The sequence below is a fragment of the Kamptonema formosum PCC 10802 genome (assembly GCF_000332335.1).
GTDB lineage: Bacteria > Cyanobacteriota > Cyanobacteriia > Cyanobacteriales > Oscillatoriaceae > Oscillatoria.
This window is the reverse complement of sequence record NZ_KB235948.1, coordinates 1149339-1172535: the sequence shown is the minus strand read 5'-3', so window position 1 is coordinate 1172535 and position 23197 is coordinate 1149339. Positions and strand designations below refer to the sequence as shown.

15 protein-coding genes and 2 pseudogenes are annotated in these 23197 nt (G+C 55.4%); 8 read left to right on the top strand and 9 right to left on the bottom strand.

The window, feature by feature from the left end; all coding sequences use genetic code 11:
* Positions 1-235: 235 nt before the first annotated feature.
* Positions 236-1647 (bottom strand): annotated as a pseudogene (locus OSC10802_RS38745) (transposase).
* A 408-nt stretch (positions 1648-2055) separates the two neighbouring features.
* Here OSC10802_RS38745 and OSC10802_RS0105040 point away from each other — a divergent pair.
* Complete coding sequence (locus OSC10802_RS0105040) at positions 2056-4509, top strand: heavy metal translocating P-type ATPase (protein ID WP_017715696.1); 2454 nt, start codon at positions 2056-2058, stop codon at positions 4507-4509.
* A gap of 925 nt (positions 4510-5434) precedes the next feature.
* On the opposite strand, the gene OSC10802_RS0105030 is transcribed toward OSC10802_RS0105040, so the two are convergent.
* On the bottom strand, positions 5435-5782 hold the full coding sequence (locus OSC10802_RS0105030) for a hypothetical protein (protein WP_017715694.1): 348 nt from the start codon (positions 5780-5782) through the stop codon (positions 5435-5437).
* 173 nt (positions 5783-5955) lie between these two features.
* Here OSC10802_RS0105030 and OSC10802_RS54040 point away from each other — a divergent pair.
* Both OSC10802_RS54040 and OSC10802_RS0105020 read left to right on the top strand, forming a co-directional pair.
* Positions 5956-6170 (top strand): annotated as a pseudogene (locus OSC10802_RS54040) (zinc ribbon domain-containing protein); the annotation flags it as partial.
* 193 nt (positions 6171-6363) lie between these two features.
* Positions 6364-6585: a DUF4327 family protein gene (locus OSC10802_RS0105020; protein ID WP_017715692.1), complete on the top strand. Its 222-nt coding sequence runs from the start codon at positions 6364-6366 to the stop codon at positions 6583-6585.
* A gap of 36 nt (positions 6586-6621) precedes the next feature.
* On the opposite strand, the gene OSC10802_RS0105015 is transcribed toward OSC10802_RS0105020, so the two are convergent.
* From OSC10802_RS0105015 to OSC10802_RS38735, 7 genes are all read right to left on the bottom strand, one after another.
* Entirely contained in the window at positions 6622-7899 is a 1278-nt protein-coding gene (locus OSC10802_RS0105015; RefSeq protein WP_017715691.1) for an FHA domain-containing serine/threonine-protein kinase, read from the bottom strand.
* A gap of 133 nt (positions 7900-8032) precedes the next feature.
* Positions 8033-10072, bottom strand: a complete 2040-nt coding sequence (locus tag OSC10802_RS0105010; protein ID WP_017715690.1) for a serine/threonine phosphatase — start codon at positions 10070-10072, stop codon at positions 8033-8035.
* A 78-nt stretch (positions 10073-10150) separates the two neighbouring features.
* Entirely contained in the window at positions 10151-10381 is a 231-nt protein-coding gene (locus tag OSC10802_RS48885) for a hypothetical protein (RefSeq protein WP_155967392.1), read from the bottom strand.
* A gap of 340 nt (positions 10382-10721) precedes the next feature.
* Positions 10722-10904 carry a hypothetical protein gene (locus OSC10802_RS0105005; RefSeq protein ID WP_155967391.1) on the bottom strand — a complete coding sequence of 61 codons (183 nt, stop codon included), beginning with the start codon at positions 10902-10904 and terminating at the stop codon, positions 10722-10724.
* Positions 10905-11152: 248 nt separating this feature from the next.
* Positions 11153-11770: a pseudouridine synthase gene (locus tag OSC10802_RS0105000; RefSeq protein ID WP_026098178.1), complete on the bottom strand. Its 618-nt coding sequence runs from the start codon at positions 11768-11770 to the stop codon at positions 11153-11155.
* 166 nt (positions 11771-11936) lie between these two features.
* Positions 11937-12191, bottom strand: coding sequence for a QAALIT motif small membrane protein (locus tag OSC10802_RS57175; protein ID WP_512699223.1), 255 nt, complete (start codon positions 12189-12191; stop codon positions 11937-11939).
* Positions 12192-12329: 138 nt separating this feature from the next.
* Positions 12330-13676 (bottom strand): hypothetical protein, encoded by a 1347-nt coding sequence (locus tag OSC10802_RS38735; RefSeq protein WP_017715686.1) that lies wholly within the window; start codon positions 13674-13676, stop codon positions 12330-12332.
* 1286 nt (positions 13677-14962) lie between these two features.
* Here OSC10802_RS38735 and psaA point away from each other — a divergent pair.
* From psaA to OSC10802_RS38730, 5 genes are all read left to right on the top strand, one after another.
* Positions 14963-17257: a photosystem I core protein PsaA gene (psaA, locus tag OSC10802_RS0104980; protein WP_017715685.1), complete on the top strand. Its 2295-nt coding sequence runs from the start codon at positions 14963-14965 to the stop codon at positions 17255-17257.
* Between the two features lie 289 nt (positions 17258-17546).
* Positions 17547-19760, top strand: coding sequence for a photosystem I core protein PsaB (psaB, locus tag OSC10802_RS0104975; RefSeq protein ID WP_017715684.1), 2214 nt, complete (start codon positions 17547-17549; stop codon positions 19758-19760).
* Between the two features lie 742 nt (positions 19761-20502).
* Positions 20503-20919: a hypothetical protein gene (locus tag OSC10802_RS45830; RefSeq protein ID WP_071593281.1), complete on the top strand. Its 417-nt coding sequence runs from the start codon at positions 20503-20505 to the stop codon at positions 20917-20919.
* Between the two features lie 949 nt (positions 20920-21868).
* On the top strand, positions 21869-22861 hold the full coding sequence (locus OSC10802_RS0104965) for a GDSL-type esterase/lipase family protein (RefSeq protein WP_017715681.1): 993 nt from the start codon (positions 21869-21871) through the stop codon (positions 22859-22861).
* Positions 22862-23007: 146 nt separating this feature from the next.
* Positions 23008-23197, top strand: a 190-nt coding sequence (locus OSC10802_RS38730) for a hypothetical protein (protein WP_044169962.1), incomplete at its 3' end; no start/stop codon positions are given.

Genomic DNA, 23197 nt, shown 5'->3' with positions numbered 1-23197 from the left:
TTACCGCTTGATTGCTCTTTTTTAGGATTTCGCAAAATTTACGATTTTTCTAGATGAAAGGACAACTTAATTATGAGCGATGAAACGGAAGGAATATTACGTTACAGTCCCCCGGCTTGGCAGCCGGGGGATTGTCTTTTGGCCCTCCAGCAGCAGCTGCTGAGCTTTCAGTTGCATGAAGTACATGCCAGAAACATGCCAGAAACCCGGTTTCTTTAACAATACCTTCGCCAATTCAGTCGAGGGTGCTACAAGCGGGTGGCCGGTGGATACGACCCAGGCGGGATATACGTTGGAAAATCTGAGCCAATAAAACTGGCTCAGGTTTTTCCGGAAGGAGTTTTATGATTTCGGCCACATATTTTGAGCCCCGACACATGGCTTTGAGATCCAGCACACTGTCCCCACAATGCTTCCCCCGGCCAGTACCCAGCAGGTGATGGGACAGGTTGACCATGAAAAATGAGAGATTGGCCGCATTAGTTACTGCCGTTTGGCTGACATTCATAAAATCTTCCAGGCCCCAGAATTGTTGTCCCGAAAATTAAATTCGATTTGAAAGCGCAGGCTGTAAAAATTTATTAACTTGTCGTAAGGCAAGTCAGGGTCACTGGTAAATAAAATGACGTGGTGGCGAGCATTAGTGCTTTGATGAGTCTTGACCAGAATCACCACATTCAGAGGTTGAGCAAATTCCTTGTGGAGCAGTTGCGCTTGATAGATATCGGTGAGGATTGGCCCATCAATCGCGCTGTTCTTCAGGTATTGAGGGGGCATGTTGCGTAGGTCAAGCTTATCTCCATATTTGCGGCGGCACTTTCGGTCAGGGTCGGGGTTTTGATAGGGGATATAAAGCGCCGAATCGTAACGAAGCTTTGAAATTAGATGTAAATTCAGCCGGCGGGCCATTTGCAGAGATGCATTATTGCCAAAGTGACCGTCCAATAGCAGATAAGTCAGGGGCAGCATACCGCCCAACAGTTTAAGCAATGACTCTATCCAACCTTGGATTTGCAATAATTCAGGATTGAGAGGGACGGCGCTTTTATTTTGATTTTTACTGCCGGCAGGTCGCCCCCCTCGATTTTTAGGTATTGGGTCGAGAGCCGTCCCGACCGTTTGATTTTTACTCCGACTCGCCTTGGGTCGTTTGACTTGGCCTTTGGGCGGGCTAGACTCTGTATTTTCAGACCCCTGGCTCAACTTTTCACGCTCGCTCTTGATGACCTGTTCGACCCTTAGAGGAAATGAACGTTTTTGCTGCACACTCACTAATGATAGTGTGAAGAAAGATAGCCCGGTTAAGGATTTGCCATACAGACTAGAAAAGAAGCGCTCAAGTCCGTAGGTTTTTTTACCGGCTTTGGTGACGACCACTTCATCTCCTGCCAGAAGATAGACTTCAGAACTCCGGTATAAATGCTGGCGAAAAAATATTCAGAACAGAGTGGCCCAAGGGAGGGCCGTGTGGAAGAATCTTTGGACAGTTCGATAACTCCCACCTGGGCCCGCCCAGCGGGACAGGCTCAGCATGGTCACTCGTCCTGTCATGGCCAACATGGCAAAGGCAATCCGGCTTAGTTGACGCACACTGGTGGCCCCAATCTCTGGTTGCAGGCACTGTAAAAGTGGTAAGATGTCAAGCATGGGCTTTTGTGGAGTTCTCAGTTGTCGTTGTAGTAAACAACAACTGTACTACAAAAGCCCTTTCCTTTTTTGGCGAAGGTATTGTTTAAGAAACCGGGTTTCTCAGACTGTCGATAGCGAGCCTATTATTATACCACAACTCCCACAAATCGGCGCAACCGAGATCGGATTTTTCAGAAAATTGGCACGGCCACTGAAAATGTCAGCCGTGACATGGGAGCGCTCCTGACCCAACAGAGCCCCCTTTGGCGTCTGTTGACTGCGGTGAAACTTAAAGAAAGTTAGCAATTCTGGGGCAATCCCCGGCCAGATCGCCTACCCTCGAAACAGAGACGCTTTGCAGACGCGCTTAAACAGGGCGGATCTGGCAAGGCGCTGTGCAGTAGCGATCAATTGGGCAATCTTTCTATGCAACTTTCTCCAGAGACAGCCAAAGCACAAGGCGCACGCCCCAAGGCCGGCGCAAAGGCCCCTCCTGCCCGAGAGATAATTACCCTAGATGTCGCCGGTATGAAATGTGCCGGTTGCGTCAGAGCTGTGGAGCGGCAGCTGGCACAGCATCCGGGTGTAGTCTCAGCCAGCGTCAATCTCGCCACTGAAGTGGCCAGAGTCGAGTGTGAGGCCGGCAGCGTTGAGCCAGCAGACCTGGCCAAACGCCTCACCTCCACCGGCTTTCCCACTCAGCTGCGGGATTCCGGACTGGGCAGCAGCGCAGGCAGCACCAGTCAAGCTGACCGGCAGCGGCAAGAAATCCAGCAGCAGCTGTGGCGGTTAGGGATTGCCCTAGCTCTCATCCTCCTCTCCGGAATTGGCCATCTAGGGGGGCTGCTCGGGGGAGAAATACCCCTGCTGAGCAATCTTTGGTTCCACTGGGGTCTGGCCACAGCAGCCCTGCTCGGTCCGGGACGCACCATCTTAGTTTCGGGCGGGGTGTCTTTGTGGCGCAACGCTCCCAATATGAACACCCTGGTTGGGTTGGGTTCCCTGAGTTCCTACCTGGCCAGCTGCGCCGCACTGCTGTTCCCGGCGCTGCAGTGGGAGTGCTTCTTTGACGAGCCGGTGATGATGCTGGGCTTCATCCTCCTGGGCAGAACCGCAGAACAGCTGGCCAGACAGAGAGCCGCAGCCGCTCTGCAAGCCCTGATGGCCTTGCAGCCGGCGGCGGCTCGTTTGGTTCCCAATCCAGCTTCAAATTCCAGCGCTGAGGGGGTGGAAATTCCAGTCGCCGATGTCCGCACCGGGGAATGGTTGCGGGTCCTTCCGGGCGAGAAAATCCCCGTGGATGGGGAAGTGGCCGCCGGCAGCACCACCGTGGATGAGTCGGCGCTCACCGGCGAATCCGTGCCGGTGCGCAAGCTTCCGGGGGCGCAAGTCGCCGCCGGCACCCTGAACCAGTCGGGAGCGATTGTCATGCGGGCCACCCGCACCGGCGCGGACACCACCCTCGCCCAGATAGTTGCCTTGGTCGAAGAAGCTCAAACCCGGAAAGCGCCGGTGCAGTTGCTGGCGGATACCGTAGCCGGCTATTTCACCTACGGCGTCATCACCGCCGCCGCTCTCACCTTCCTGTTCTGGTATTTTGCCGGCACCCACCTCTGGCCAGATGTTCTGGGCCACGCAGCGCCAGCGCCCGCTGCCGCGCTGCTCAGCCACTCTCACATGCTTTCCGGGGCAGTCGGGGCGATTGCCGGTCACACCTCACCCCTGCTGCTGAGTTTGAAGCTGGCGATTGCTGTCACAGTCATCGCCTGCCCCTGCGCCCTGGGACTGGCCACACCGACAGCCATCATGGTCGGCACCGGCATCGGTGCGGAGCGCGGGCTGCTAATTCGCGGTGGCGACATCCTCGAACATGTTTTCCGGGTGAATACTGTCGTTTTTGACAAAACCGGCACCCTGACGGCAGGCCAGCCAGAAGTCACCGAATGCCTGCTATTTGCCCACTCAGACTTGTTTTCCCTCTCGAACAGGGAGCGAGAAGAAAACTCTCAGAAATACTTGCTGCAGCTCGCCGCGACAGTAGAGAGCGGCACCCGCCACCCCCTGGGAGTGGCGATTGTGCGGGAAGCCAGCCGGCTCGGGCTCTCCCCCCTGCCGGCGGAGGATTTCTATACCGAACCGGGGTTGGGGGCGAGCGCCAGAGCCGGCGGAGTTCAGGTGGTGCTGGGATCGGCGGACTGGCTGGGTCAACTGGGAGTCCCGGTCAGTGAAGCAGCGGCACAGCAGGCGCAGGAGCTGGCCTCTCAGGGGAAGACGGTGGTTTATGTGGCCGTTGGGGGAGCGCTCGCCGGGCTCATTGCCTGTGCCGACACGCTCAGATCCGACGCCAGTGCGACGGTAGAGAAGTTGCGCCAGATGGGATTGCGGGTGATGCTGCTGACCGGCGACCGGCCCGAAGCCGCTCGCTCCATTGCCCAGAGCTTGGGGCTGGCAGCAGAGGACGTGATTGCCGGCCTTCGTCCAGAGGGCAAAGCGGCGGCGATAGCCGGCCTGCAATCTATGGGGCAGCGAGTGGCAATGGTGGGAGACGGCATCAATGACGCCCCGGCGCTGGCCATTGCAGATGCCGGCATTGCCCTGCACTCCGGCACCGGCGTGGCTGTGGAAACCGCTGGCATTGTGCTGGTGCGGGATAAATTAATGGATGTCGTCGAGTCAATTCAGCTGAGCCGGCGCACATTCATCAAAATCCGCCAGAATTTGTTCTGGGCGTTTGCCTACAACAGTCTGGGGATTCCGCTGGCTGCCGGTGCGCTGCTGCCGGCATTTGGCATTGCCCTCGGTCCCGCTGCTGCCGGTGCCCTGATGGCGTTCAGTTCTGTCAGTGTGGTGGCCAATTCGCTGCTGTTGCGCCGCCAGTGATGGCTTTGGCCCCCTCGCAGCGCCTGCCTTGCGGGACGCGACAGCGCCCAGCACCAAGGCGTTGCGCTGTGCGCCGTCTCCCCAGAGTCAGAGGCTTCAGGGAAGAGAAAATTTAATCCCCGATTTTCCGGGCAAAGCAGGATAGCGTGATATAATACACCGAAAGATTTCAGGGCAGCCCTATTGGCCAGATAGTGGATCTATGAATTTTCCCCTGTCCCCATTGCGCGTTTATGCTATCCCGGGACTGTAATGGCGATGCCTGGGATTTTCCTGAAAGCTTTGCGGGATAACGCCTCTATCATCTTTGACGGAGATACTGCTATCGTTGTATTGTCCCGTAATATCCGGAATATTTCGGTAAATGTAGCAGAAAAGTAATGGCCGGCAATTATTTCAATCCCGTTGCCGGGTTTGGTGCGGGCCAACACTATTCTTCTTCTATTGCCTGGTGCAATCATTATCCCATTCATTTGGGCTTCTTTGCACAACCCTTGATGCTCCCGGGCAATTAACCGGAAGCGCTCTCAATCTGCCAAAAGCAGCCGGCAGGAGCCCAGCTCCTGAAATCCCTTCAATTCCGTTTAATAAGTTTATTAACTTACGAAAGGGCGCATCACCAATTAACGCGCATTATAGGGGAAATAATTCTTCTCTACCAGCGTTTAGCGGCGGTGCGTCAGATAAGGATTCAAAAGGAATTTAAAGGGTCAGGAGCGTTTCCGGGTTCTTTGCCATCAACAGTGAGTGCGAGCGGGGATGGCATGAGCTGCTCAAAAGAATGGCTCCCACACCAGCCGCCGGACGGGTCTGGTTGATTGCTCACTCCTCACAGCTGACTCGAGATGCGTGCTAGAGTTGAGGGGTCACGCATCAAGGGCTTCTACCTGCGCCGGCTTTTGTATGGGCCTTGAGCGCCTGGCCCCTAGCCAGCGGTGCTTTCCACCACTTGCCACTGCCGGTTTTGCGTGATGGCCTGCCAAATATAATCAAACATCTGGCGGCAGTGGTTATCATGTTGAAGGGGCAGTTCCTCGTTTTTCATCTCGACCTTCATACGAATGTCCTGATTTTCGTCACTGGGCCGGTGGATGATCACTTCTGCTTTCACTAATTTGGGATAGGAGATCCTTCCCGGAATTTCGCGGGCCATCAGATAGTCCCCAGTGTCGTAGATCACCTCACAGCCGCAGGATTCAAAAACGTCATAGAGCAATTGCCTCAGACGGTCAAAGGGAACTGCAACCACAAACAAACCAGTGTAGCGAGCCATAAGCAACTCCGGAGGAGCAAGATTAATACCCTCCCGATCATACCCAACCCTTGAACCTCAGTTCTGTTTTATACTGGGAGGGGAATGGACAGGGTGCCCGCCCCCGAGGCCTTTGTCCGGCAGGGATGCCCCACTGCATCTTTGAGTGCCGGCGGGCTTTTCAGCCTCCCGCAACGAGCAAGACTTGCACTCGCTGCGGTCACGTTCACCCCCGCGCACAGTGGCTGCAAAGTTTTCCACTGTCCCAGTAGCGGCTTGACGCTATCGCAGGACTGGAATGGCGATGCCTGGGATTCTCCTGAAAGCTTTGCGGGATACCGCCTCTATTGCCTTTGACGGTGATAGTCCCATCGTTGCATTGTCCGGTAATGTCCGGAATAATGTCGCGCAAAAGTATCAGGCAGCACAAAGGGGCCGGCACGCCTGTGCAAAAAAAAACTTGCCAAAACCGCAGGTGCTGCGCTAAAAGAATATAAGGCAGCTTCCCGACCGCCTGCATATCTACGCATAGGGAATAAATCGGTAGACGGAAGCCTACGAGTCAGAAGTATTTGCCAAATTTAATCATGGTGAAAGTTCGTATGAACCAGCAGGTTATTCACCCGATGGTGAAGTTCCAGCGTCAGGTGCGTTCTCTTGTGGAATCCAAGCTAATCAAGCCAACGGATAGCATTTGGAAGATTGCCTTCCTCTATGGGGATGACTGGCCCTATTGGAAAAAAGAACTGCACGAATTTGACTTTTCCATGCAAGACCCCGTCAGCGAACTGCTGGCGGTGGAAACCTGGGAGGAGGACGTCTAGAGGGGCGTCACGGTCCCCCTGCGCCGGCCTAGGGCCCTACAGACAGTCAGCCAAAGCCCGGACGAGCTCGTTTGCTGTCTGGTAGCGGTCGCCGGGTTTGGGTTCCGTCACCCGGTCGATGACAGCCCGCAAATCGGGTGCGATAGTGGGAATAGTTTCAAGGTTAAACCGGTAGTGCTGGCCCCGTCGCTGAAAAAAGCTGTGGGGGCTCCTGCCGGTGAGCAGGAAAATCAGAGTGGGGCCTAGAGCGTACAGGTCGGACTGAATCAGTGGCTGGCCGCGACTCTGTTCGGGGGCGCTGTAATCCGGGGCACCGATGCGAGTGCCTTGGGGAGTGCCGATCTCTTTGACGGCTCCAAAGTCGAGCACCACCACGCGACCGTCGGGATGGCGGACCATCAAATTGGCCGGTTTAATATCCCGGTGTGCGATTGGGGGGTCTTGACTGTGGAGATAGTCCAGAACGTCACAGGTTTGAATCATCCACTCAATCGCCTGGGCCGGCACTAATGGGCCGGTCTGAAAAACCAGCTTCTCCAAATCCTGACCGTGGATCAGTTCCATCGCCAGATATTTCTTGTTCCCCTCCACAAAAAAGTCAAAAAACCTGGGAATTCCCGGATGGCAAAGCGACTGCAAGGTGCGAGCCTCCCGCTCAAACAGTTCGCGGGCTTTGGCAATCTTGGCCATATCGGCATTCATTTCCTTGAGAACCAGCAGCTGGGGCGTTTCGCCATATCCCGCTGGCTGGCAAGCCAGATAGGTAGTGCCCATGCCGCCTTTGCCCAGGGTGCGCAACACCAGATACTGGCGGATGGTGCCCTCAACTTTCAGGGGTTGGCCGCAGTGGATGCAGAACAAGTTCGCCGGGCTATTGCCGGCATGAGTGCAGGAAAGCAGCGGTCCCGATATATCTTGCCCCCATTGAGCGCCGGCCTTCTGACTCTCCCCAATCAGAATTTGAGCCCCAATGGGCCTCAAATTTCCCCAAGACGCACCAGCGGCCACGGGTGAGCCGATGTGAAATTTAAGCAGCGGGCCACTGGCTGCCAACTGGATCAGGGCACCGTCGGAGATCGGCCCCCGAGACACGAGGGTGCCGTCAACAAAGGTGCCATTGGTGCCGTAATTAACCAGGTGCCAAGTCCCGCCGGCACCCAGAGACAATTCCAGATGCTGCCGGGAAACCAAGAGATCGCTGACGACCACATGATTGTCCGGAGAGCGGCCAATGCGGATGGCCGGCTCATTCTCAAACTGCCACTGTTTCAGGGGAGTTTGCTGTTGGGGATCTAAAAGGGTCAGGGTAACCACAAGCGATTTGAGGGTTTAGATTTTAGATTTGAGACGGGGGAGCAGTCCAAAACAGAGCAATCCAAAATCCAAAACTGGCGGGCGGATATCCGCAGATCGCCCGCCGGGGGCGGGCATCCACGGGGGGCTGCCCCTACGCAGTGCGGCCCGGCTGCACCAGGACCCGCACCACCAGAGCGGTGATGTTGTCGTGGCCATTGTACTGGTTGGCGAGGTCAATCAGCTGGCTGACTCCGCGTTCCAAACTGGCGTCTGGACTGAGGAGGGGAGCCAGGAGAGTTTCCCAGTGGGTTTCCAGCAAATTATTGTCCGTCAGGCCATCGGAGGCCAGGAGCAGCAGGGTGTCTTCGTGCAGTTCCAGAAACTGCACGTCAGGATTAATGAACTCCTCGCTGCGCGGGCCCAACGCCTGGGTGAGCTGGTAAGCGTCCGGGCGGGAGTAGGCAATATCGGCAGCCACGCCCCGTTTAATTTCCCGCTGGCCCACCTCGTGATCGGCGGTGAGTTGCTGTAGCCCCTGCTGGCGGCTGACGCGATAGAGGCGGCTGTCCCCCACATGGGCAATCGCAACCTGGGTGTCTTGCAGTAACGCCATCACTAGAGTTGTGCCCATCCGCCCTTGCCCTGTGCTTTTTTCTTTTTGGTTGAGCTCATAGATCGCCCGGTTGGCTGAGAGCACCGCCTCCCGGATGCTGGATTCTGCGGGCATTTGGTCAAGCCAGTGGGTCTGGAAATATTGCCGCAGGGTGTCAGCGGCCAGAGCGCTGGCCACTTCCCCACTGGCGTGCCCTCCCATACCATCACACAGAACAAACAGGCAGCGGGCGTGTGCGGTTCGGATCTGGGGACTTTCCAGATTTTCCATCTTCGTATCTATGCCAAAGTAGTCCTCATTGTGGTCTCTCTGGCGACCGATATCGGTGCGGCCAGCATAATCCAGGGCCAGCAACTGCACCGGCAGAATAATCGTGGGTATGTCTTCATCATCCTCTCCGATCTCCACCGGCACTCTAGGGGCGCTCGTTTCCAGTTCCTCGGCAATCTCGTCCAGACGGGAGCGCAGCGTATCCACCGTCTGAATCTCACCTTGGCAGCACTCGCGCAGCAGCTGGGTCACCGACCCGAGCTGGGTGCGCCCAGACCGCTCAAATAATCCCTGCCACAGCTGGCCTAAATCCTGCAACCCTATAGGGGCGTCCGATTGTTCAGGATACAAGCGTCGCAAGCAGAGGATTTCGTTCTCATCCACTCGCAGATTGCTCTCCACCAGCAGGCTTTGACGCTGCGACCAAGGTTCGAGCGCCGCCCACAGGGAAGCCATTTCGTACAGCCAATGTAACAGATTCACCGTGGCAACGCTGTCATTGTCCCAGCGCTCTGAAAGCAGGGGTAAATCGGATCTTTCCTCCAGCAGCACCACAGACTGTCCTCTGTGCCCCCACGCATCGTGGATCGCTGGCAGATTCAGATACAGCTGCGACTGGAGCGCTAAATACGCCTGCGCCATCACGGGAATCTCCCGCTCTGCTATATTTTTGACGCTGGCTTTTACTTCTGGCCTCGCCGCCTCCCCTTTTGCGCTCGCCGAGGGCTGGATCTGGGTTTGCCCTGCGCAGGCTTCCGCAAAGGCTGCCAGGGGAGACAGCTGGAATGGCTTGCAATCCAGGACTCTTACTTCTGTCTGTGCCGTGTTTGCTCCTTCTTCTGGCGGCAAGGGTTCCAGGAGTCTGTACCGCTGCTCTGCGTCTAAATACTCAAGGCCGGCACCCCCGGAGGGGGCTGGGGGCTCACTTTGAATGAGCGTGGGAGCGCTGGTTGTATATCCTGCTGTAGCGGTGGCGCTGTTTTCTGCGGGAGTGTCTGAACTCACAGCAGCGTCTGCCCTCTTTGGCAGCGTGGCCTCTTGGGGGGCGCTTGCCGCCAGTGCCTGAGGGCAGCCACGCAGCGCTGCCCCTGCGCCGTGAGGCCCGGCCAAAGCGCCGGCACTCTCTTCCCAGATAATGGCCAGCCACACGGTCCCTACCGCAGCACCGCAGTTGTGGCAGTTTTGCGCGGACAGCGCCACCTGAGCGCCGCATTCAGAACAGACTTTGTGGGTCAGGGACGTGCCGCATTGCTGGCAAAACTTGTTGGCACTCGGGTTTTTGAACTGGCATTTGGGACAGACGAGCATGATCGGTTATGAATTAGTATAGGCTGGGTTGTGACAGTGGGCGACTTTCACTCTCGATTCCGCACCAGTACGCGCTTCCTAACATCCTTGTAGCACAGGCACCGCCCCCTCGCACGTCGCCTGCCGGTGGGGCGTCCCCCTTGCCTTCGGGCGGTTAGATGGCAGGCTGCCACAGCTGAGTGTCACGCCGGCATTCTCGTTAAACCGGCCCGCCCCCTCGTTTTGACTGATGAGTTTCTCGCGCTTTACTGATAGCTCAACATTCCAAACTCCCTGACTGGGGGCTGTTACTGTCTGCCTCCAAAGCAAGGGGAGTGGGAATTAGTCTGCCGCTCCCGGCTTGACCCAATTTCAGTGGCCCTAAATCCTTAAGCTGTCGAGTCTCACCGCGTCTGGTGCCCTTCATTATTTTGAGTTTTGGGGTTGGGGGAACCGGCACCACTTCAGTCTAAAACTATTCAGCACCTTGTTAAAGGTTTCCCCCGAATTTTGCTAGTGCAATTTCCGTCTGCTGCTCTGACAGAATGCTTCGTGGGGCATCCGTGCCCCGGCCCTACAGACAGCCTGCGCTCCGCTTTCCAAGACCACTGGGGCGGAGATAGATTTTCATCCGGAGTGGGGAAGTCTGCTGACGCTTCGCTGTCTGGAATTACTCCCCAATTCTGACAGAAATAAACGCTGTCTCTCCCTGTACTGCCGGCACCGCCACCCCTCGCACAATCACACCTCGCACCATCACACCTCGCACCATCACACCTCGCACCATCACACCTCGCACCATCATTTCCTCCCCTTTGTTTAATTTTATTAAGCTTTGTCGATAACTGTTCAAATATTTTAGGAAATTTTCAGGAACCCGCACTCGGTTCAGTCTGGCCGGGCCGGCAGGCATGCCCCCCCCACTGGACTGTAAAATAATGTATTCAATCGTAAATTATAGGATTTTTATTTAGGTGGGGGCGCGAGGCAGACCGATAGCGGGTCAGGACAATTCCAGAAACCGGGGAAATAGGGGGCGGGAAACCCGGGCGCGGAAGGCCGGTGAGGCGCAGATCACTGGTCCCCGGCCCGAAGCAAGACCTATAACGCCCGCTGCCTCTGGAAGTTCAGGGACTGGCACAGCTGTTTGAGTTCCAATGCGGTTAAGTCCCGCCACTGCCCCGGTTCTAGCGCTTCTAAACGCAGGGGGCCAATGGCCACTCGCACCAGCCGCAAGGTGGGAAACCCCACGGCTGCTGTCATCCGCCGCACCTGCCGGTTTCGCCCCTCTGTGAGGCCGATCTGCAGCCAAGCTGTGGGAACATTTTTGCGAAACCGAACCGGTGGGTCGCGAGGTGGCAGGGAGGGTTCCGCCGGCAGCCGCTCAACTGTTGCCGGTCGGGTGCGGTAATTTTCGATCTCTACGCCCGAGCGCAGGTGCTGTAGGGCGTCTTCATCCGGAATGCGCTCCACTTGCACCCAGTAGGTGCGGGGGTGGCCAAATCGGGGGTCAAGCAGCCGGTGCTGCAGTTGCCCGTTGTTGGTGAGCAGCAGCAGCCCCTCACTGTCTCGATCCAGACGCCCTGCTGGGTAGACTGATGGCACCGGCACCCAGTCTTTGAGTGTCAGCCGGTCTTGGCCAGCACTGCCGGTGTCTGTGAACTGGCTCAAAACGCCATAAGGCTTGTAAAACAGCAGGTATCGGTACTTTGTGGGCATGGGGGATAGGGCATAGGGCATAGGGCATGGGGGCGGGGGGCGATGGGGGCGGGGGGCGATGGGGCACGCCGCTCCTGCGGAGCTGCTTCCCATGCCGCATTGGCTCTAACTCCTAACCTTAGGTCTTAGGTTTTAGGTTTTAGGTTTTAGGTGTTAGTGTTAGGTGCTATATCTCAGATCTAAGCCGTAACCCCTCACCCCTAACCTCTCCCTTCTGACTTGTGATTTCTGATGCCAACCCAGGCCCGATTAAACGGAAGCGATCTTCCTGTGGGATAGGGCTCCTGTGAGCCCCCGCAAACAGCAGAATTTCCTGCTCCAGCAATCCCGGAGTATTTGGAGCTGCTGTCGGCGATGATATGGCCATCATTAGGTTGAGCGAGAAGGTTAAAATGGCGGCTTGTAGCAGTTTATCGGGCATCATTTACTCCCTCAATCTGCATATTAGGGGGGGATTATAATTTGCATGTGCGAGAACATTTCATCCGGGATATTTACCTGACGGGATGATTTTCGAGGGGTTCCCAAACACGCCTAATTGCCCTAAGCCGCCGCATTTTTACTCTTGGGGCTCCTTCTCGGCTTGCGGTTCGTTTTCATAAGCTGCCCCAGCATCCGATTCAGCTTCTCTCACCTCAGCTGTTGCTGTTTCCGACGTGCTAGCAGCAGGTTCGGGGCTGGTTTCGGCTGGTGCCGGTGCTGTTGCTTCCGGGGTGGCGGAGGGTTCGGGCACTTCTGGGGTGACTTCCGGTTGCGGTGCGAGTGCGGGTGCCGGTGCGGGCACTTCTGGGGTGACTTCCGGTTGCGGTGCCGGTGCGGGTGCCGGTGCGGGTGCCGGTGCTGGTTTTGCTCCCGCTGCGGGTGCCGGTGTGGGTGCTGGTTTTGCTGCCGGTGCCGGTGCCGGTGCCGGTGTTGGTGCTGGTTTTGCTGCCGGTGCGGGTGCCGGTTTTGGTTCGGGGGCGGGCGGCGGAGCGATGTAGCTGGGATCTACAATGCCCAGAAGTGCCGCAGCAGGGAGTTCGCCGCGAACGAGCTTGGAAAGGGTGTCTTTTCCTTTCGGTTCGTAGGAGATCAGGCGCACTGTACTGTTAAAGGCGTTTTTAACCGGGTTGCCCTGTTCGTCGAGAAATTCCAGCTGCACCCAGTTTTTGCCCGGTTTGAAGCCTTTGAGGTAAATCGGCTCCCAGCGGTCGAGGACAAAGCTTTGGCCATTCACGGTGACGCGAATTCGCCAGTCGGATATCTCGTCGTCGGGATTTTCTTGGGCGGCGAGGTGGAGTGGGGCGTTGGTGAGGTAGAAGTCCAGCATCACCGGCTCAGCCCCGTAAGTTCCGGTGGGACGGTTGTAAGTCAGCAGGGGCAGGGCCCGATCGGGCCGGCTGTCCTCGGTTTTGGCAAAAATGTGAAAGGTGGTTTGGGCGTAGGCACCCTCATTTTTATAGCTCTCGTGCCAGGGGCGGGAGGCAAACACCCGCAGGGTGTGGGTTCCTGGGGGCACGTCCTCGAAGAGGACCGGCTCGTTGAGGTCGTAAACTTCTCTGCCCGGTTGGTTGTCCAGGATCGCGGTCAGGTAAGGGCCAAGTCCCAGATCGGGGTTCTTGAAGACCGGCAGGTCCCGAACCTGCAGCAGCACAGAAACCTTTGTGTCTTGCAGCACTTCTTCTGGCTGGGGGCTGAGAATTGCCACTTGAGGCCGGTAGAGGTCGGCAGTCTGGCGCAGCTCTTGAATGACGGAGGGTGGGGAGACTTCAGAGATTTTTTCCTCCACCCGAGCCGGTGGAGCGCCACCGCTGTCCAATTCCTTTGAGGGCTGGAGGCGATCCCCACAGCTGACCGTACCCAATAGCAAAACGACGGCCACCAGCGATGCCAGCAGCGCTCTCGCCGCAGTCTTTAGCCAATTCATCCCAAACACGCAGCCACTCTCCTATGCGTTCTATTGAAATATGTAATCCAATCCTGAGGAAGATTTCAATGGACTGACGGGGAATGGCTCAAAGCGCAACTGATGTTGCTGCCAAATCCCAAAAACCATATTGCCCTATCCGGGTGTTTGACAAAAATTCTCAGCTTGGCTGCTGACCTGGATAGACCCAAAAGCAGCGTCCGGGTGAGAGCCCGCCCTCTTTTCTGAAAGGATTGTTTAGTTTTGTAAAAAAATCGCCGCCCCCCTTGACTTTTTACAGGGGCTTGGGAGTTGGAAGGAGAGGTGGCAACCACTGGAGGGATTTCTAAATTTTTGTTAAGCACTCTCAGATACAGCCGGCGGCAAGACTTATAATTCAGCGACGGTACAGCAGGCAGTCAGCGCTCGCGCTCTCAGAGCCGAGTGCCCGACAGGTGATGGCTGGAGTCCTTGCCGTTGCGCTTGCGCGCGCGTCCGCCGTGGCGCGCAGCAAGCGCAAAAGGGTCTGACTTCCAAAAAATCTCATGTCCTCCTTATAATCAGCAGGAGAGCCGGTCGGCGATTTATGCGCTCGTGTCCGGCAGGCTGGAAAAAATATCCGCAAACTGCTCCCCAATGCCTTTAAGGCGGAGGGGGTAGAGTCACTGCCGGTTGTGGCTGCAGGGATTGATTCTCCCGCTCGCCACAAAACAATTGCTTAAACGCCCTGCGGATTTGCGCCCCGGGTAGATTTGGGTAATTTTTTTGGAACGGTTGCGTCTCGAAACCAGTAGCTTGCTATAAACTGTAAACAGTTAAGAAGCTCAACATCGGTTTAATGAGCGTCGCCTTTCAAGGGCCAACCAGCGCTCAACAGAAAGGCGAACCACTGCCTGTAGGCGCAGCGCCGTGCGCTCTTAGCGCAAGGCCAAGTCTAGGGGTGTGAGCAGCAGCCGATTTGTTAACACTTGCTGAGGTATGCTATGATTTGCTAAGGTGCCCACTCCAACCAGAAAACCATGATTGTGGGTGGTTGCCTTAGATCCAGGTGCCACTCCAACCTGAAAACCAAAGGTGAGTGGTCGTTTTAAATCCACGTGTCCGTTTTTCTAGCCTCATGAATTGGCAGACGGTATCTGGATTGGGATCTAAATGGTGTTCGTGGGTTTTCCTGCGGGCATTGCTTGATACGGCTGGGTTGAGAGACTCTCTCAGCTTATGTATTCGTGAGCAACTGTTAAAGGTTGTTAGCGAAAAAGTATCGGTGAAGCATTACTCGTTCGTAGTTATTAGAGAGGAGAGTCTCGATGACAATCAGTCCTCCTGAGCGAGGGCCAAAAGTCAAGGTAACAGTCGATAAAGACCCGGTAGCCACTTCCTTTGAGAAGTGGGGCAAGCCAGGACACTTCGACCGCTCCTTGGCTCGGGGACCAAAAACCACCACCTGGATTTGGAACCTGCACGCCAACGCTCACGATTTCGACAGTCACACCAGTGACCTGGAAGACGTTTCCCGCAAGATATTTAGCGCTCACTTTGGCCATCTGGCTGTCATCTTCGTCTGGTTGAGCGGCGCGTATTTCCACGGCGCTAAGTTTTCCAACTACGAAGCTTGGCTGAGCAATCCGACCGGCATCAAGCCTAGCGCTCAAGTCGTATGGCCAATTGTCGGTCAAGAAATTCTCAACGCCGACGTTGGCGGTGGCTTCCACGGGATTCAGATCACCTCTGGTCTGTTCCAGCTGTGGCGGGCTTCTGGCTTCACCAATAGCTTCCAGCTGTATGTAACAGCGATTGGGGCGCTGGTGATGGCAGGACTGATGCTGTTCGCCGGCTGGTTCCACTACCACAAGCGGGCTCCCAAACTGGAATGGTTCCAGAATGTGGAGTCGATGATGAACCACCACTTGGCAGGTTTGCTGGGTCTGGGGAGCTTGTCTTGGGCGGGCCACCAGATTCACGTCTCCTTGCCGGTGAACGCCATGCTCGATGCCATCGATGCCGGCAAACCGCTGACTTTCAACGGCAAAGTCATCGCCAGCGTCGCAGACATCCCGCTGCCCCAGGAATATGTGATGAACACAGACGCCATGGCGCAGTTCTTCCCCAGTTTCGCCAAGGGCCTGACTCCCTTCTTCACCTTGAACTGGGGTGCGTATGCCGACTTCCTGACCTTCAAGGGCGGTGTGAATCCGGTTACGGGTGGCTTGTGGCTGACTGATTCGGCTCACCACCACTTGGCTATAGCTGTGCTGTTCATCATTGCCGGTCACATGTACCGGACGAACTGGGGCATTGGCCACAGCATGAAGGAAATGTTGGAGGCTCACAAAGGCCCCTTCACTGGTGAAGGCCACAAGGGTCTTTACGAAATCCTCACCACTTCCTGGCACGCTCAGCTGGCTATCAACCTGGCCATGATGGGTTCCCTGAGCATCATCGTGGCCCATCACATGTACGCGATGCCTCCGTATCCGTACATCGCTATCGACTACCCGACTCAGCTGTCCCTGTTCACCCACCACGTGTGGATTGGCGGGTTCCTGATTGTCGGTGCCGGCGCTCACGCCGCCATCTTCATGGTGCGCGACTACGACCCAGCCAAGAATGTCAACAACTTGCTGGATCGCGTCATCCGCCACCGGGATGCCATCATCTCTCACCTAAACTGGGTGTGCATTTTCCTCGGCTTCCACAGCTTCGGGCTGTACATCCACAATGACACCATGCGTGCCTTGGGCCGGCCCCAAGACATGTTCTCCGATACGGCGATTAAACTGCAGCCGGTGTTCGCCCAGTGGGTGCAAAACCTGCACTTCCTGGCTCCGGGCAATACCGCTCCCAACGCTCTGGCACCCGCCAGCTATGTGTTCGGCGGCGATGTGGTGGCGGTTGCCGAGAAAGTGGCCGTGATGCCGATTACCTTGGGTACGGCAGACTTCATGGTGCACCACATCCACGCCTTCACCATTCACGTCACCGTCCTGATCCTGCTCAAGGGCGTGCTGTTCGCCCGCAGCTCCCGCCTGATTCCCGACAAGGCGAATCTGGGCTTCCGCTTCCCCTGCGACGGTCCCGGTCGCGGCGGCACCTGCCAAGTTTCAGGCTGGGACCACGTGTTCTTGGGTCTGTTCTGGATGTACAACTCCCTCTCGATTGTGATTTTCCACTTCAGCTGGAAGATGCAGTCCGATGTTTGGGGCACCGTTGCGCCAGACGGCTCCATCGATCACATCACCGGCGGCAACTTCGCTCAAAGCGCAATCACCATCAATGGCTGGCTGCGTGACTTCCTGTGGGCCCAAGCCTCTCAGGTAATCCAATCCTACGGTTCAGCTCTGTCCGCTTACGGCTTGCTGTTCCTGGGCGCTCACTTTGTCTGGGCATTTAGCCTCATGTTCCTGTTCAGCGGTCGCGGCTACTGGCAAGAACTGATTGAGTCCATCGTCTGGGCTCACAACAAGCTGAAGGTCGCTCCTGCGATTCAGCCTCGCGCTCTGAGCATCATTCAGGGTCGGGCTGTCGGGGTAGCTCACTACCTCCTGGGCGGAATTGCCACAACCTGGGCATTCTTCCTAGCTCGCATCATTTCAGTCGGCTAATAGCCCCCTGATTTTAGATTTTGGATTTGAGCTTTTAGAGTCACTCTAAACTCTCGAATCCAAAATCTAAAATTTTTTTGCTAAAGTCACCTTTTAGCATTAAACTAAAGACAGGCAATTCCCATCGGTGCCTCAGTTCCGGGGAATGTTAACAATCGATACGCTCTATAGATACAGCAGCTGAGCTGTATCTTTCGATGTAAAATATAGAGGAACTCACTTCGGCAGCCGGCTCGATAAGAGAGCTGGCAGTTGGGGGAGGTTCAAGAGTCAGGATTCATCGAGACGTATGGCAACAAAGTTCCCAAAATTTAGCCAGGACTTGGCAGCCGATCCGACAACAAGGAGGATCTGGTACGGGATAGCCACAGCCCACGACTTTGAAAGCCACGATGGCATGACGGAGGAAAATCTTTACCAAAAGATATTCGCCTCCCACTTCGGCCACCTAGCAATCATCTTCCTGTGGACATCGGGCAACCTGTTCCATGTGGCATGGCAAGGCAACTTCCCACAGTGGGTTACTGACCCTCTTAACGTCCGCCCGATCGCCCACGCGATTTGGGACCCGCACTTCGGCGCACCGGCAGTAGACGCTTTCACGCAAGCGGGGGCGTCCAACCCAGTCAACATCGCCTACTCCGGCGTCTATCACTGGTGGTACACGATCGGCATGCGCAGCAACAGCGACCTTTACCAAGGTTCGGTGTTCCTGCTCATCCTAGCCGCCGTGATGCTGTTCGCCGGCTGGCTGCACCTGCAACCCAAATACCGCCCCTCCCTCTCCTGGTTCAAAAATGCGGAATCGCGCTTGAACCACCACCTGGCGGGCCTATTTGGGGTGAGCTCCCTGGCGTGGACCGGCCACTTAGTCCACGTTGCCATCCCGGAATCCCGAGGCCAGCACGTCGGCTGGGATAACTTCCTGAGCACCCCGCCGCACCCGGCAGGGTTGGCCCCCTTCTTCAGCGGCAACTGGGGCGTGTACGCCCAGAACCCGGACACCGCGAACCATGTGTTCGGCACCGCTGAAGGCGCAGGGACAGCCATCCTCACCTTCTTGGGAGGCTTCCACCCGCAAACCGAGTCGCTGTGGCTGACCGACATCGCCCACCACCATCTGGCGATCGCAGTGATCTTCATCATTGCCGGTCACATGTACCGCACCAACTTCGGTATCGGGCACAGCATCAAGGAAATCTTGAACGCTCACAAGCCCCCCGCCGGCAAATTGGGTGACGGTCACAAAGGGCTGTACGACACCCTGAACAACTCGCTGCACTTCCAGCTGGCCCTAGCCCTGGCTTCCCTGGGCGTGATCACCTCCCTGGTGGCCCAGCACATGTACTCGCTGCCTCCTTACGCTTTCATGGCGAAGGACTACACCACTCAAGCAGCGCTGTACACGCACCACCAGTACATCGCCGGCTTCATCATGGTCGGTGCCTTCGCCCACGGGGCAATCTTCCTAGTGCGCGACTACGATCCGGAACAGAACAAAAACAACGTTCTCTACCGGGTACTCGAACACAAAGAAGCGATTATCTCTCACCTGTCTTGGGTGTCCCTGTTCCTGGGCTTCCACACCCTGGGCTTGTACGTCCACAACGACGTAGTTGTAGCCTTCGGCACCCCTGAGAAGCAAATTCTCATCGAGCCGGTGTTCGCCCAGTGGATTCAAGCCGCACACGGCAAAGCCCTCTATGGCTTTGACGTCCTGCTGTCCAATCCTGACAGCATCGCCACCACCGCCTGGCCCAACAGCGGCAACGTCTGGCTCCCAGGCTGGTTGGATGCAATCAACTCTGGCACCAACTCCCTGTTCCTGACCATCGGTCCTGGCGACTTCCTCGTCCACCACGCCATCGCCCTCGGCTTGCACACCACCACCCTGATTCTGGTCAAGGGTGCGCTGGATGCCCGCGGTTCCAAGCTGATGCCCGACAAAAAGGACTTCGGCTATGCCTTCCCCTGCGATGGGCCCGGTCGTGGCGGCACTTGCGATATCTCCGCTTGGGACTCCTTCTACCTGTCCATGTTCTGGATGCTGAACACCATTGGTTGGGTGACCTTCTACTGGCACTGGAAGCATCTGGGCATTTGGCAGGGCAACGTCGCCCAGTTCAACGAGTCCTCCACCTACTTGATGGGCTGGCTGCGCGATTACCTGTGGCTGAACTCCTCTCAGCTGATTAACGGGTACAACCCCTACGGCATGAATAACCTCTCCGTCTGGGCTTGGATGTTCCTGTTCGGACACCTGGTTTGGGCGACCGGCTTCATGTTCCTGATCAGCTGGCGCGGTTACTGGCAAGAACTGATTGAAACCCTGGTGTGGGCCCACGAGCGCACTCCTCTGGCCAACTTGGTTCGCTGGAAGGACAAGCCGGTGGCTCTGTCCATCGTCCAAGGCCGGTTGGTCGGTCTGGCTCACTTCACCGTGGGTTATGTCTTGACCTACGCTGCCTTCGTGATTGCTTCCACTGCCGGTAAGTTCGGTTGATTCCTCAGGATTAACTGAAAGCTTGCTAGAGCTTTAACTTAATAAATCCAATCCCCTGCCATAAAGCGGGGGATTTTTTTAGAGGATTTGATTAATCGAAAGTAGGGGCGGCAAGCCGGTTGACTGACTGAGATAAAAGCGTCCGATTAAGACAATCTGTAAAATCCTTGCCCAGTCCTGAGATAGAGCAGTATTCACTTAAGTTAGGACAGTAGGGCACGGAGGGAACGCCTGCCCTACGCCTTTTATAGCAGTAGCCACTTAGATTAGAACATTAGACCTTCAGGGGGGGCGGGACGCCTGCCCTACGTCTATATAGCAGTAAGCATTCAGGAAAGGTACATTCCGGCCTCCCTTGCTCCAGAGCTCCCGAAGCTTCTATTGTTCTAACCAATATGACTGCTGCTATATCCCTAGGCCACTGATATACTAACCAATATTACTACTGCTATAGAGCTAAAAAAATACTGACAGCTCAACTCCAACAAACTCTCCTCTTCTCCTTTCCCGGGCGTCGGTTCAGTATCCGGACTTGAGAAAATAACGCTATTTTATTCGATTGTATACAGGATATAGTTATGACAATACTAGCTAAAGCTTAAGTCTTTCTGCTTAGAGACAATCAGTTAAGAGTGAGGTGCATTGTGTCCTCGATATTTTATACAGAAAAGCGACAAACTACTAGGCCAAAAATTCTGCGTCACTTGGTATTGATTGCGATCTAATTTTGAGGATAAAAAACGTGAAAAAGCTGCCTATATTATTTACCATCTCCTTAGCAATATTGTCCTGGGAAACAACACCAGCGAGCGCCAGTAAAATAGACCCAACCCCAGTCGATTGCTGGTTTTTACGCAACGGAGAACTTAAACTTACTCAAACCTGCACATTTTCCGGGCACTCTTGGTCGGGTGGCGGATTCAGTGTTTTAACATGGGAAGACGGTGTGAAAACAGTTATCGCCTTTGGTTTACAAGGACGTGGTGAAAGACCTTGCCCAGAAGTAGGTGTCGATGGTGTTTGCGGGGAATGGCGTTATCGACATCCGATTACATTCGAGCCACTTTCTGACAGCGAACTTAACATCAGAAGACGCAACGCTTTAGATGTCATTCAATGCGTTGATGTCAATCACAACTCAGTCTGCTGGCATTATTAAGTTGCATCAGACCTAGATGAGAAACCCGGTATCGTCAAGATACCGGGTTTCTGTTTATATATTCAGCCGTAGCTAGGTTAAGACGTTCTAGGGAGGCGATCGCACTATCGGCAGATCCGAGGCTACGCCAAGGACAAAGTTGCGAGGCTGATCTTGCTGAAACCTCAGTGTTCGACTTTGCGTTTTTTGTCTTGACTAACCTAACCACAGGCTTCTATACAGACAGAATATATAGCAGTATGCACTTAGGTTAGAACATTAGACCTTCAGGCTCGGCGGACGCCTGCCCTACGTCTATATAGCAGTAAGCATTTAGGAAACCTACATTCCGGCCTCCCTTGCTCCCCCGCTCCCGAAGCTTCTATTGTTCTAACCAATATGACTGCTGCTATATAAATCTCACTCCTCTATTTGATTTGGAATTATTTTTTGCCAATCCATTGAGCTTCATGCCAATGAATTTATGCTGTACAGATTGTCCTATCTTCAAGTTGGATAATCACAATTATATCAGTAGCCAGTTAGGTTAGGACATTAGTATCGGAGAAAAAGCCTGTCCTAAGCCTTTTATACCTAGATCTTGGATGTCCTAACTAATATGACTTCTGCTATATTTCCGCGCTGTGACAGGCGCTGCAAGCCGGTGTAAAGCCAGCGCAAGTAACTCACCGGCACTCCTAAGCATTCCCCGCAGCACAATTCACCGCTGGATTTCCGAGGTGACAGAAACCCGGTTTCGCCGAAGTTCCCGGGTTTATTAATATTAAGACTTCCCCAAAAATACCACCCTATCCGCATAATTTTAGAGGGCACACCGGCAAGCTTTTAAGAAGCTGCTGAATGCCGGCAACCCTTGCCTAGAGTCAAGGCGTCTGAGCTGCTAAAATATCCTGAATCCAACAGTTCTGACTGCCAAAACTAATAGATAGAGGTGAAGGAGTCAAACAAAATGAGCGATCCCTGTCTGCTGGCTGTCAGTCTGTTAACCTCTGCGCAGATGTCAGCTTGCGCCGCACCGGCACAACCCCCGTTCCTCCAGACTGTTACCAACCGCCAGACAGTTCCAACTGCTGAAATCACCGCCCCTGAATTCAGCAAGCACCCACCGCAACCGGCAGCCCTTCTGTCGCAATTGGCCATCCCCCTGCCACCAGGAGCCAGCCTCTCCCCACAAATCTACCCTGACTCACTGGCATATTCTCGCACCGGCACCCGAAAGCCGGTCAGCGGAGCGCAACTGTACCACCAAAGGCTAGCCGCCCTCAGCTATGGCCAGATTTACACCCGCTTGCCAGCGGACAGCTATTGGTCATTGTGGGCCAATGCCACAGAGCAACCCACCTACGAGGACTGGAAAGACCTTCTGGAACAGGAAGCCGGTGCCATAGCTCGCGGACAGGGTTCCAACCTCCTATCAATATTATTGGGAGACTCCCTGAGCCTGTGGTTTCCCCCAACCCAACTCCCATCAGGCCGGTTTTGGCTCAATCAGGGCATTTCTGGGGACACTGCCGGTGGCGTTCTCAGCCGGCTGTCAGCCTTTTCCCAAACCAACCCCCACACCATCTACATCATGGCCGGCATCAACGACCTGCGCCGGGGGGAAAGCGACAGAGCAATTCTGTGGAATTTCCGCCAGATCCTGCGCCAGCTGCGCCGCGAACACCCCCACTCTCTAATCGTAGTGGAATCGATTCTTCCCACCCGCCTGCCGGACATACCCAACAGCAGGATTCGCAACCTCAACCGGCAGATAGCCGCCATCGCTTACCTTGAAGGTGCGAGCTATCTAGACATCTATATTTACTTTGCCGATGAGCGAGGGGATTTGCGACAGGAATTGACAACAGACGGATTGCATCTGAACCCCTTTGGCTATGCGGTCTGGCAGTGGGCCCTACAGGAAACCGAATCTTGGGGAGCACTCAACCCCATCCAGTGAAACCGGCACCCTTCCTGCTTCCAGCCGGTCAATCTCACAGCCACACCTTGAAAAACTGACTCTTTCGCGCTATCCTCCCTCTATAAGCTTTATTTTCAGCTGGCTCACTTGCATTAGGATAGGGCGAAAAGCATCAATCCTGACTTATGGCAACAAAATTCCCAAAATTTAGCCAGGACTTGGCAGCCGATCCGACAACAAGGAGGATCTGGTACGGGATAGCCACAGCCCACGACTTTGAAAGCCACGATGGCATGACGGAGGAAAATCTTTACCAAAAGATATTCGCCTCCCACTTCGGCCACCTAGCAATCATCTTCCTGTGGACATCGGGCA